The sequence below is a fragment of the Acidovorax sp. Root70 genome, from assembly GCF_001428225.1.
Taxonomy (GTDB): domain Bacteria; phylum Pseudomonadota; class Gammaproteobacteria; order Burkholderiales; family Burkholderiaceae_C; genus Acidovorax.
The window spans coordinates 31844-43984 of the sequence record NZ_LMHQ01000002.1 but is presented as its reverse complement, the minus strand read 5'-3'; the positions used below and the strand labels follow the sequence as shown (position 1 = coordinate 43984).

Sequence of the window (12141 nt, the reverse complement as noted above, 5' to 3'; positions counted from 1 at the left end):
CTGCGCCCATGAAGTGCCCCTTCTGCAGCCACCTCGAAACGCAAGTCGTTGAAACGCGGGTGTCTGAGGATGGGGTCTTCATCCGCCGCCGCCGCCAGTGCGGCGCGTGCGACAAGCGCTTCACTACCTACGAGCGGCCGGAAGTGAACTTTCCGGCCATCGTCAAGAAGGACGGCCGGCGCATTGAATACGACCGCAGCAAGCTGCTGGGCTCGTTCAACTTGGCATTGCGCAAGCGGCCCGTGAGCACCGACCAGATCGACAGCGCCATTGAGCGCATCGAAGAGAAACTGCTCAACCTGGGGCAGCGTGAAGTGATCTCCAGCCGCATCGGCGAGCTGGTGATGCGCGAGCTCAAGAAGCTCGACAAGGTGGCCTACATCCGCTTTGCCAGCGTGTACCGCAGCTTTGAAGACATCGACGACTTCCGTGCCATGGTCGATGAAGTGCGCAAGTAGCGCACGCACGCTGGGCCAGCCCTTGCGGTAACGCCTGCCGTTTCCCGTCCTGAGCCCCACGCGGCTACTTGGTCTGCTCGATGCAGCCCTGTAGCTACCGGCACATTTTGCAAATTCCCGGCTTCGGCCTTGGCCCTAGAGCATGTCGCACAAGCTACTTTGCGAATGCTATTAATTTCATAGCTATCACGACATGATGCACTAGCGCTTCAGGCGGTTTTTGCATCAAAACGGCTCTACCACACGCCTGCAAGCACCACGAAGGTGCCTGACAATGCGCGCGGTGAAAACCCGTCATTTCCTGCAGCTGGTGCTGCTGTCTGCCCTGTGGGGCGCTTCCTTTCTTTTCATTCGCGTTGCCAGTCCGGTGCTGGGCCCCAATGTGATGGCCGCGCTGCGCATTGGCCTGGCCACGCTCACGCTGATGGGCATCATGCGCTGGGCGGGTGAGCCTTGGCCCTGGCGCCACTGGCGCGAGCTGCTGGGGCTGGGCACGCTGACGGTAGCAGCGCCTTTTCTGCTGTACGCCTGGGCGGCCCTGCACCTGCCAGCGGGCTACAGCTCGCTGCTGAACACCATGGCCGTGCCGTTTGGCGTGATTGCCGCCGCGTGGATGAAGGAAGACACGCTGAGCGCACGCAAATGGGCCGGCTGCCTCTGCGGCTTTGCTGGGGTGGCGCTGATCGTGCAGCTGGGGCCAGTGGAGCCAACGCCCGCGCTGCTGACTGCTGCTGCAGCCTGCGTGACGGCTTCGGCCTGCTACGGCACCTCCACCACCTGGATGAAGCGTGCGACTCAGCGCATGTCACCGCTGTCGATCGCAGCAGGCATCCATGCAGCAGCACTGGTTCTGTTGCTACCGGGCGCTGCATGGACCTTGCCTGCCGCGCGCTTCACTCCAGAAGCGCTGGCCGCCGTGGCCGTGATGGGCGTCGTGACCTCGGGGCTGGCGTATTGGCTCAACCTGCGGGTTCTCAAGCATGTCTCACCCGTAGCCGCCATGAGCTCCGCTTTCATGATCCCGCTGTTTGGTGTGGCCTGGGGCCATGTCTTTCTGGGTGAGGCCCTGGGGCCGGGCATGCTCTGGGGCGGCGCGCTGGTGCTGGTGGCGACCGGGCTGGTCACCGGCTTCAACCCGCTGCAATGGCTGGGTGCGTTGCGCCGCACAGCCGACTAGCCTCTCCGAGCGAGGGCGCCCGGTTGGCGCGCCTCAGCGCGAGGCAGGCGCAACGCGGGTAATGCGGTTGGTAGCGGGCGGTGCCACTGGGCTCTGCAGCCGGAAGTACGCCTCCAGCGCATCCAGGTCCAGCTCGCCCACGCGCCGGTCCTGGCCTTGCGTCAGCACCGTGAAGTTGTCACCACCGCTGTCCAGAAAGCTGCTCATCACCACGCGCACTGACTGCGTATCGGTCACCGGCACACCGTTCAGCACCATGTGGCTGATGCGCGCCCCGGCGGGCTGGCTCAGGTCGTACCGGTAGCTGAAGCCGCTGGACACCGACAGCACCCGGGGCCGCTGCACCGTGTTGCCGCCGCTGGCGAACTGCTGCTCCAGCACGGCGCGGATCTGCGCGCCCGTGAAGGTCTTGATCACCAGCTGGTTGCCGAAGGGCTGCACCGCATACAGCTGGCCGTAACGCACCAGCCCTTGTTCATCCGGCACCAGGTCCGCACGCAGGCCGCCAGGGTTCATGAACGACAACTGCGCGCCACCGTCTTCGGGCGCCCGCGTGGCCAACAGTTGGGCGTCTGCCACCAAATTGCCCAACACGCTCTCTAGCGCCGTGTTGGGCTGACGGCGCATAGCCCCCTGGGCTTGGCCCACCGGGCGCTGGGCCAGCGGAATGGCGGCGGCGCGGTAGGTGTCGATGATCTTCTGCACGCCAGGGTCCGCAGGGAACGTCGGCACGGCAGTGGTCAGCGGCACCAGTCCCTGGGCGCCCGTGAAGGCCTCGCCCTGCACCACCACATTGCGCGCCGTCTTACTCACCACGCGGCGGGTCTGGGTGTCCACGCGCAGCTGGATGTCGGTGAGCAGCGTGCCGTACTGGCCCGCGCTGGTCAGCAGGAAGGGCTTGGCCGGGTTCACACGGCTGTAGTCGCACACATAGGCCTGGTGCGTGTGGCCCGAGACCACCACATCGACGGCCGGGTCCAGCCGCTCCAGGATGGGCACGATATCGCCCGACAGGCCCGCGCAGCTGGTCTCCTGCACGCCCGCTGTGGTGCCGCCACCTTCGTGGATGGCCACCACGATCACATCGGCGCCCTGGGCCTTGAGCTGGGGAATCAGCGCATTGGCCGTGGCCGCTTCGTCCTCAAACCGCAGCCCGGCCACGCCCGACGGGCTGACCATGGTGGGTGTGGCCTGCAGCGTGAGGCCGATGAACCCCATGGTGATGGTGACACCGTCTTCGGTGAACCGCTTGAGCCCCGTGGCGGGCAGCAGGGTGCGGCCGTCCTCGCGCACCGTGTTGGCGGCCAGCAGGCCAAATCGGGCGCCCTCAAAAGGCTTGCTAATGCGGCAGGGCTCGCGCGAGGTGAATTTCTCGCAGCCGCCGTTCTGCAGCCGCAACAGTTCGCGCCAGCCCCGGTCGAACTCGTGGTTGCCGACCGCATTGAAGTCGATCTGCATGCGATTGACCGCTTCGATCGTGGGCTCGTCCAGGAACAGCGACGACACCAGCGGCGAGGCACCCACCATATCGCCCGCTGACACCACCGCATGGTGCGGCGACTGGGCCTTGAGGGCTGCCATGGCGCTGGCGAAGTAAGCCATGCCCCCGGCAGGTGCCAGCACGGGGCCTGTGGGCCCTTGCACCCGGTGCGCCATGTGGGGTGGCTCCAGGTTGCCATGCAGGTCGTTGAAGCCGATGAGGGTGATGTCGATGTGGGCCGGCGCGCTGCCCGCTGCAGGGGCGGTGGGCGCCATGCTGCTGCAGCCAGCCAGCCACAGCGGCACCGCCAAGGCGGCCAACGCCCGGCGACGGAAGGCCCGGAACAAGCGGTTGCTCATACAGAGGGACCGCCCCTGGGACGGTGGGAGTTGGTGTTACAGAAACGAGGCCTGGATCGGCGGCACGGGCGGCACCACATCGCCGCACTGGGCACGGTGGCGCAGCGCGTGCTCCATCACCACCAGCGCCAGCAGCGCTTCGGCAATCGGCGCGGCGCGGATGCCCACGCAAGGGTCGTGGCGGCCCTTGGTGATCACCTCGGTGCTCTTGCCGTGGATGTCGATGGACTCGCGCGGGCTGATAATGGAACTGGTGGGCTTGATGGCGATGCTCACCTCCAGATCCTGCCCGGTGCTGATGCCGCCCAGCACGCCGCCGGCGTTGTTGGTGCGGAAGCCCTGGGGCGTCATCGAGTCACCGTGCATGGTGCCCCGGTGGGCCACGCTGGCAAAGCCCGCGCCAATCTCCACGCCCTTCACGGCATTCAAACCCATCATGGCGTGGGCAATGTCGGCGTCGAGCTTGTCATACAGCGGCTCGCCCAGGCCCACCGGCACGCCCGTGGCCTGCACCCGGATGCGGGCACCGCACGAGTCACCGGCCTTGCGCAGGGCGTCCATGTAATCCTCGTACTGCTGCACGTCGGCCACGGGGGCGAAGAAGGGGTTGCTCTGCACATGGTCCCAGCTCTCGAACGGGATGGGCAGCTCGCCCAGCTGCGTCATGCAGGCGCGGAACTCGGCGCCATATTGCTGCGCCAGCCACTTCTTGGCCACGGCACCTGCAGCCACCGTAGGCGCCGTCAGGCGGGCGGAAGACCGGCCGCCGCCGCGCGGGTCGCGGATGCCGTACTTGTGCCAGTAGGTGTAGTCGGCATGGCCGGGGCGGAAGCTCTCGGCGATGTTGCTGTAGTCCTTGCTGCGCTGGTCGGTGTTGCGGATCAGCAAGGCAATGGGGGTGCCAGTGGTCTTGCCCTCGTACACCCCGGAGAGGATCTCCACCGCATCGGGCTCGTTGCGCTGCGTGACGTGGCGGCTGGTGCCAGGGCGGCGCCGGTCCAGGTCGGCCTGGATGTCGGCTTCAGCGAGAGGCATGCCGGGCGGGCAGCCGTCGATCACGCAGCCAATGGCTGGGCCGTGGGATTCACCGAAGTTGGTGACAGCGAATAGGGTACCGATGGTGTTGCCGCTCATGGGGCGGGATTATTCCAGACGCGCAGCATTCAGGACGCATCGGCCGCGCCTTTCTCCAATTGGCGAACGCCCGCACGAACGATATAGTGAATCCGAGAGCAAGATGGGAGGCCACCCTTGATCCAAGCTTTCGCAGCATCGCTGCACGCAAAACGGCTTCTGGCCCGCGCGCTGGTGGCCTTGGGTGCGCTGGCGGCCTCCGCACACGCCAACGCCCCTCTGGACATACGCATTGCCCTGGTGATAGGCAACTCAGCGTATTCCGGGTCCGCAGCCCTCGCCAATCCCGCCAACGATGCAAAGGCGATGTCGGAGCAACTGCGTACACTGGGTTTCCAGGTGCTGGAATTGCGTGATGGATCGCGCAGCCAAATGACCGAGGCCATTGACGATGTGCGCAAGCGCCTCCAGGGCAAGGGCGGCGTGGGCATGCTGTATTACGCGGGCCACGGAGTCCAGATTGACTGGCGCAACTACATGGTGCCCGTCGACGCACGTCCCAGAAGCCAGACCGAGGTCGTGGCTCAGGCGGTCGATGTGGACTCGGTGATCAACGCTTTCAAGCAAGCCGGCAATCGCGTCAATATCCTGGTCCTCGATGCCTGCCGCAACAATCCCTTTGAGGGTACGGCGTCCGTCAAGGGGCTGGCGCAGCTCGATGCCGTGCCCGGCACTTTTCTCGCCTATGCCACCGCGCCCGGCAACATCGCCGAGGATGGGGAAGGCAGCAACGGTCTGTACACCACCTATCTGCTGCAAGAGCTGGCCAAGCCCACCGCGCGCATTGAGGACGTCTTCAAGCGCGTGCGACTTCAGGTACGGCAGAAGAGCCGGGGCAACCAGATTCCCTGGGAAAGCACCAGCCTGGAAGACGATTTTGTGTTCAACGACGGCCGGGGCGTGGGCACAGCGGTTGCCGCCGCCCCCACGCCCAAACCGCCGCCACAAGAGCGCGACGAGATGTTTGTCCGCGAGAAAGCGCAATGGGACCGCATCAAGCACTCCCGCGATCCCGACGATTTTTACGCCTTTTTGCAGGCCTACCCCAACGGAATGGTCAGCGAAGCGGCCCAAAGCAGGCTGGACCAGATCTCCAAACCCCAGGTCACCCCAACCCCCTTACAGGGGCGCCATTCCACGCAGCGCAACCCGAGGGTGGGCGACGAGATCGGGTACATCTACCGCGACTACCTCACGGGACTGGAAACACGTCGGGAGACGCTGCGCGTCACAGCCATCAAAGATGGCTTTGTCGAGATCAACAACGGCCAGCAAATTGTGACTCTGGCCGGCGGCACTGTGCGCAACGACATGGGCATTGAATTCGACCCACCCCTTCAAACCCTGCCCGCCGATGAGTTTCAGATCGGCAAGCGGTGGACCAGCCGTTCACAGCAAACAATGCCCAAATCACTCCCGACGCCGACCGGCGGCGTGGGATGGATAGAGCAGGAGATGAAGGTGACTGCGTACGAACAAATAACCGTACTCGCCGGCACCATGAACGCCTACCGCGTTGAAGCCAGCCTGCGCACGTACAGAGGTCTGTCGGGCAAGATCACCTATTGGGTGAACAACGGAGGACTCATCGTCAAATATGTCCGCCAAGCCAAAATCAGCTTCCCTAACGGAGTGACCAGGGACAGCAGTTGGACACGCGAAGTGGTACGCATCCACAAGCCCCGGTGAGTCGGGTGCGCCCCCTCTGAAAACATACTTCCCATCGGGGCTCAGGAGTACGACGACTTCTCTGTGCACTTTCAAACCGGCCGGAGGCCACGCGCCTTGCACACGCCCATCACGCCTGCGCCACGCAGCCCTCGTCAGCACAAAAAAGCACATGCTGGACACATCGTGCTTGGCAGGCCCATGTGCGCTTGCTAGCATCCACCATCGATTTCTGGGACATTCATGCCCGCCTTAGCGCCGCCCTCTCCGGGTCCAACACTGCCGCCCCGCACTTCTGCACCCGCCCCCGTGGCTGACGCGCCGCTGCGACGGGCGCTGGACGCCAGTGACAACGCCATCGTGTTGACCAACCATGCCAAACGCGTGGTGTATGTAAACCAAGGCTTTTCGCGGCTGTTTGGCCACCAGCCCGCTGAGGTACTGGGCAAGCTCCTGAGCGAGGTGCTGCTCGGTCCGCACTCGAACCCCGATCTGCTGGAGAGCATCCGCTCCAACGTGCTGGCATACGGCCAGTTCCGTACCGACACGCTCCTGTACAGCAAGACAGGACAGCCGCGCTGGGTGTCGCTGGTGATCAACGCGTCCGATGAGGACACCGGGGGCCCGGGGGGCACCATCTCGATCCTGACCGACATCACGCTCACCAAGATGCACGAGGTGCTGCAGACGCGGGTGCTCGAAGGCATGGTCAATGAACTGCCCTTGCCCGACCTGATGGCGCTGGTATGCCGCGAGGTCGAACGCATTGCCCCCGAGGTCACCGCCACCATCCTGGCGGTGGATGCCCAGGGCCGAGTGCATCCGCTGGCAGCGCCCAGCCTGCCAGCTGACATCAGTCGCGCGTTGGACGGGCTGGCCATTGGCCCTACGGCAGGGTCATGTGGCACCGCAGCGTTCCGCAACGAGCCCGTGGTGGTCACCGACATGGCGACGGACCCGCTCTGGGCCGACTACTGGGAACTGTTTGCACCGAGCGGAATGCGCGCCTGCTGGTCCAGCCCGATCCGGGACCACCGGGGTCAGCCGATTGGCACCTTTGCGTTCTATTTCCGCGAGCCACGCGCACCCGATGCATTGCACCGGCGCCTTGTCGATGTGTGCCTGCACTTGTGCGCCTTGGCCATCGAGCGCGACAGCACGCACCAGCGCATCCACCAGTTGGCGTTTTTTGACGTACTCACGGGCTTGCCCAACCGCGCCCTCTTTCGCACCAGCGCAGAGCGCACCTTGACCGACCTGCGCCGGGGCAACCACACAGGCGCCCTGCTGTTCCTGGACCTCGACCGGTTCAAGCAGGTCAACGACACCCAAGGGCACGCAGCCGGCGATGCGCTGCTGAGCGCAGTGGCCCAGCGCCTGACGCAGGGCCTGCGTGCCCGTGACCTGATCGCACGCCTGTCGGGCGACGAATTTGTGTTGCTGCTGTCCGAGTGCACCACCGAACAGGCGGTGCAAAGCGCCCACCGCGTACTGCACGATATTGCCCAGCCGCTGGACATCCTGGGGCAGACCCATGTGCCCCACGCGAGCCTCGGCATTGCGATGTTTCCGAACGATGGCGACACCATCGACACCCTGCTGCGCCATGCCGACCAGGCCATGCACCAGGCCAAGAGCGACCATCGCCACAGCCTGCAGCTGTTCAGCGCCGAGATGAATCGGCACGCCCAGGAGCGCGCCTCGCTGGAACGCGCGCTGCAGCACGCGCTGGCCGAGCGCAGCCTGACGCTGCACTACCAGCCGCAGGTACTCAGCAGCTCACCCGGCACCTTGCACGGTGTGGAGGCGCTGGCGCGCTGGAATCACCCCGAGTGGGGCATGGTGCCGCCGTCGCAGTTCATCCCCGTCGCCGAAGACGCCGGGCTGATCCATGAGCTGACCCTGTGGCTGCTGGACGAAGCCTGCAGGCAGCTGGCGGCCTGGCGTGCTGCAGGCCACGACGTGCCCTGTGTGGCCGTCAACCTGTCGGGCCGCAGCTTTCACCGGCCGGAGTTTGCGCAAGAGATCGGCGATGCACTGCAACGCCATGGCCTGCGCACCAGCGACGTGCTGCTGGAGATCACGGAGAGCGTGATGATGGATGCGCGGCCGGTCACGCTGCAGAACATCGAAGCGCTGCACCAGCAGGGCTTCAAGCTGTCGCTGGATGACTTTGGCACCGGCTACTCCAGCCTGAGCTATCTGCACCGCTTGCCCATCAGCGAGCTCAAGCTAGACATGGCCTTTGTGCAGGACCTCACCACCAGCGCCACGGCGCGCGCCCTCACAGTGTCGGTGCTGAGCATTGCCCACAGCCTGGGCATGGTGGTGGTGGCCGAGGGGGTGGAGACCACCGGCCAGCAGCAGTGGCTGCAGGCCCATGGCTGCCCGGTGATGCAGGGCTACCTGTTCGGCAAGCCGCTACCACCCGATGAGATTGAGGCCTGGCTATGCGCCCAGGCGCCGAGCCCTTACCGCTGACCCAGCTCCGGCCCCGGGTGGGTAGCACAAGCGCAGTGCGCGCCCGGTAAACGGTCTCAAGTGCTCAAGGGCGGGGTTCTTCTTCGGGCCAGTCGCGGATGTAGGCCTTGAGCATCTTGTTCTCGAAGTTCTGGCTGTCCACCACGGCCTTGGCCACGTCATAGAAGCTGATCACGCCCATGAGCATGCGACGGTCCATCACGGGCATGTAGCGCGCGTGGCGGTCCAGCATCATGCGGCGCACTTCGTCCATGTCGGTTTCGAGCGTGCAGGTCAGGGGCGCATCGTCCATGGCCGTGCGCACCAGCATCGTGCCCACGCTGCCGCCGTTCTTGACCAGCGCCTGGATCACTTCGCGGAAGGTGAGCATGCCCACCAGATCGCCATGCTCCATCACCACCAGCGAGCCGATGTCGCGCTCGGCCATCAGGCTCACGGCACCCGCCAGCGGCTCGTCCGGCGATGCGGTGTACAGGGTGTTGCCTTTGACGCGAAGGATGTCGCTGACTTTCATGGTGCGGAGTCTCCGGGGGATCGGGAAGAATCGGAAAGAGTAGGTGTGGGCCCGCAGCGACCAGCACATCCGCTGGGGCTGCCCAGGTGCTGCAGGCTGTTTGTCAGCAAATATAGCCCACAATGCCCGCCTGCAATGACAACATGGGAGACACACAGATGCCCGGTTACTCCGACCCCGGCTTTGACACGCTGGCGCTGCACGCAGGCGCCAGCCCCGACCCCGCCACCGGCGCGCGCGCCGTGCCCATCCACCTGACCACCTCGTTCGTCTTTGAATCGAGCGACCACGCAGCGTCCCTCTTCAACCTGGAGCGCGGCGGCCACGTGTACAGCCGCATCAGCAACCCGACCAACGCGGTGCTCGAACAGCGCGTGGCCGCGCTCGAAGGCGGTGTGGGCGCCATTGCCACCGCCAGCGGGCAGGCCGCACTGCACCTGGCCGTGGCCACGCTGATGGGCGCGGGCAGCCACATCGTGGCGAGCACGGCGCTGTATGGCGGCTCGCAGAACCTGCTGCACTACACGCTCAGCCGCTTCGGTATCGAGACCACGTTCGTGAAGCCCGGCGACATCGACGGCTGGCGCGCTGCGGTGCGCCCCAACACCAAGCTGTTCTTTGGCGAGACCGTGGGGAACCCCGGCCTGGATGTGCTGGACATCCCCACCATCTCCTCCATCGCGCACGAGGCGGGCGTGCCGCTGCTGGTGGACTCCACCCTCACCTCGCCCTGGCTCATCAAACCGTTTGAACATGGCGCGGACCTGGTCTACCACTCGGCCACCAAGTTCCTCTCGGGCCACGGCACCGTCGTGGGCGGCATCGTGGTGGATGGCGGCAGCTTTGACTGGGACGGGCCAAAGTCGGCCGGCAAGTTTGCCGAGCTGACCCAGCCCTACGACGGCTTTCACAACATGGTGTTCACCGAAGAGAGCACCGTGGGCGCCTTTTTGCTGCGCGCGCGGCGCGAGGGCCTGCGCGACTTTGGCGCCTGCATGAGCCCACACACGGCCTGGCTCATCCTGCAAGGCATCGAGACCCTGCCGCTGCGCATGGCGCAGCACATGCGCAACACCGAGAAGGTGGTCGAATTTCTGGCCGCGCAGCCGTTCGTGTCTCGCGTGGGCCACCCCATGCTGGAGTCTCACCCCAGCCACGCCTTGGCGCAAAAGCTGCTGCCGCGTGGCGCGGGCTCGGTGTTCAGTTTTGACCTCAAAGGCAACCGCGAGCAGGGCAAGAAGTTCATCGAAACCCTCAAGGTCTTCAGCCATCTGGCCAATGTGGGCGACTGCCGCAGCCTGGTGATCCACCCGGCCAGCACCACGCACTTCCGCATGAGCGACGAGGCGCTGGCGGGCGCGGGCATCAGCCAGGGCACGATCCGCCTGTCCATCGGCCTCGAAGATGCCGACGACCTCATCGACGACCTGAAACGCGCGCTGAAAGCCGCCGAGAAAGCAGGGGCCTGACCATGCACATCCAAGTCAACGGCGCTGCCATCTACTGCTACACCGGTGGCAAAGCGTTTGACGCCGCCAAACCCACGGTGGTGTTCATTCACGGTGTCCTCAACGACCACAGCGTGTGGGCCCTGCAAAGCCGCTACATGGCCAACCACGGCTGGAACGTGCTGGCCATCGACCTGCCCGGCCACTGCCGCAGTGGCGGCGATGCGCCCGCCACGGTGGAGCAAGGCGCGGACTTCATCGGCGCTCTGCTGGACGCTGCGGGCGTGCAGCGCGCGGCACTGGTGGGCCACAGCTGGGGATCGCTCATTGCCATGGAAGCCGCCGCGCGGCTGAAGGACCGCATCAGCCATCTGGTGCTGGTGGGCACCGCCTTCCCGATGAAGGTGTCGCCCGCACTCATCGAGGCCTCGCAGACCGATCCTGAAAAGGCGATGCGCATGGTCAATGTGTTCTCACGCAGCACCTTGTCTGCGCCCCCGTCGGCCCTGGGCCCGGGCACCTGGGTGTTTGGCGCAGGCATGGCGCTGGGCCGCAAGGTGCTGCGCAGCAACCCGGCCGTCAACGTTTTCCACCGGGGTTTTGTCGCCTGTGACAGCTATGCGGGCGGCGAGGCGGCCATGGCGGCGCTCACTTGCCCGGTGCTGTTTGCACTGGGCAGCCAAGACCAGATGACAGCACCCAAAGCCGCCCAGGGCCTCGTCAAGGCCGCCCAGGCGGCTGGCAAGCAGGTGCAAATCGCCCACCTGCCCGTGGGCCACAACCAGATGACCGAGGCGCCGGAAGAAACACTGGCCGCCATCCGCGACTTCCTGGCCCGGTGAGCCCCAAAGCCCCGGCGCGCTGACAGCCCGCCGGGGTTTCAATAGCCAGTTCAAGGTGGCAGACCCGTTGGCGACAGCACACCCGCACTGCCCCGCTGGTGCGCGCTGGCGCTGCGGCGTATAACGCGGGCAGAGCCCCAACGCCGCCCGGAGACAACGCCATGACCACCCAGACTGTCACCCAGCAACCCGCGCCCGCCACCGACCCTCGGGCCTTCAAAAGCTTCGCGGACTTCTACCCCTTCTACCTGAGTGAGCACAGCAACCGCACGTGCCGCCGCCTGCACTTTGTGGGGTCCACGCTCACCCTGGTCTGCCTGGCCATGCTGGTGGCCACGGGCAAGCCGCAGTACCTGCTGTACGGCCTGCTCTGCGGCTACGGCTTTGCCTGGGTGGGGCACTTCGGCTTTGAGAAGAACAAGCCCGCCAGCTTCAAGCGCCCGCTCTACAGCTTCATGGGCGACTGGGTGATGTACAAGGACATCTGGGCGGGTAAAGTGCCCCTGTGAGCTGATTTGAAGCCCCTGAGGCCGTAAGCGCTAGTGCAGCATGCCTGAGTAGCTATTATTTATATAGCAAT

10 protein-coding genes are annotated in these 12141 nt (G+C 65.4%); 7 read left to right on the top strand and 3 right to left on the bottom strand.

What is annotated here, in order from left to right:
• The first annotated feature begins 8 nt into the window (after window positions 1-8).
• Together nrdR and ASD94_RS01865 are read left to right on the top strand one after the other, a co-directional pair.
• Window positions 9-458: a transcriptional regulator NrdR gene (gene nrdR / locus ASD94_RS01870; RefSeq protein ID WP_015013541.1), complete on the top strand. Its 450-nt coding sequence runs from the start codon at window positions 9-11 to the stop codon at window positions 456-458.
• A gap of 274 nt (window positions 459-732) precedes the next feature.
• A complete protein-coding gene (locus ASD94_RS01865; RefSeq protein WP_056637803.1) occupies window positions 733-1635 on the top strand; it encodes a DMT family transporter in 903 nt (300 codons plus the stop codon).
• A 33-nt stretch (window positions 1636-1668) separates the two neighbouring features.
• Here the strand turns inward: ASD94_RS01865 and ASD94_RS01860 are convergent, their stop codons facing one another.
• Both ASD94_RS01860 and aroC read right to left on the bottom strand, forming a co-directional pair.
• Window positions 1669-3474 (bottom strand): bifunctional UDP-sugar hydrolase/5'-nucleotidase, encoded by a 1806-nt coding sequence (locus ASD94_RS01860; RefSeq protein WP_056637800.1) that lies wholly within the window; start codon window positions 3472-3474, stop codon window positions 1669-1671.
• A gap of 36 nt (window positions 3475-3510) precedes the next feature.
• Window positions 3511-4608, bottom strand: a complete 1098-nt coding sequence (aroC, locus tag ASD94_RS01855; RefSeq protein ID WP_056637797.1) for a chorismate synthase — start codon at window positions 4606-4608, stop codon at window positions 3511-3513.
• A gap of 117 nt (window positions 4609-4725) precedes the next feature.
• On the opposite strand from aroC, the gene ASD94_RS01850 reads away from it, so the two are divergent.
• Window positions 4726-6297, top strand: coding sequence for a caspase family protein (locus tag ASD94_RS01850; protein ID WP_056637794.1), 1572 nt, complete (start codon window positions 4726-4728; stop codon window positions 6295-6297).
• A 288-nt stretch (window positions 6298-6585) separates the two neighbouring features.
• Entirely contained in the window at window positions 6586-8757 is a 2172-nt protein-coding gene (locus ASD94_RS01845) for an EAL domain-containing protein (protein WP_235510548.1), read from the top strand.
• Between the two features lie 64 nt (window positions 8758-8821).
• Here the strand turns inward: ASD94_RS01845 and ASD94_RS01840 are convergent, their stop codons facing one another.
• Window positions 8822-9271: a CBS domain-containing protein gene (locus ASD94_RS01840; protein ID WP_056637791.1), complete on the bottom strand. Its 450-nt coding sequence runs from the start codon at window positions 9269-9271 to the stop codon at window positions 8822-8824.
• 158 nt (window positions 9272-9429) lie between these two features.
• Between ASD94_RS01840 and ASD94_RS01835 the strand changes: the two genes are divergently transcribed.
• From ASD94_RS01835 to ASD94_RS01825, 3 genes are all read left to right on the top strand, one after another.
• A complete protein-coding gene (locus tag ASD94_RS01835; protein ID WP_056638072.1) occupies window positions 9430-10740 on the top strand; it encodes an O-acetylhomoserine aminocarboxypropyltransferase in 1311 nt (436 codons plus the stop codon).
• A gap of 2 nt (window positions 10741-10742) precedes the next feature.
• On the top strand, window positions 10743-11561 hold the full coding sequence (locus tag ASD94_RS01830; protein WP_056637789.1) for an alpha/beta fold hydrolase: 819 nt from the start codon (window positions 10743-10745) through the stop codon (window positions 11559-11561).
• Between the two features lie 161 nt (window positions 11562-11722).
• Window positions 11723-12070 (top strand): DUF962 domain-containing protein, encoded by a 348-nt coding sequence (locus ASD94_RS01825; RefSeq protein ID WP_056637786.1) that lies wholly within the window; start codon window positions 11723-11725, stop codon window positions 12068-12070.
• Window positions 12071-12141: the final 71 nt, after the last annotated feature.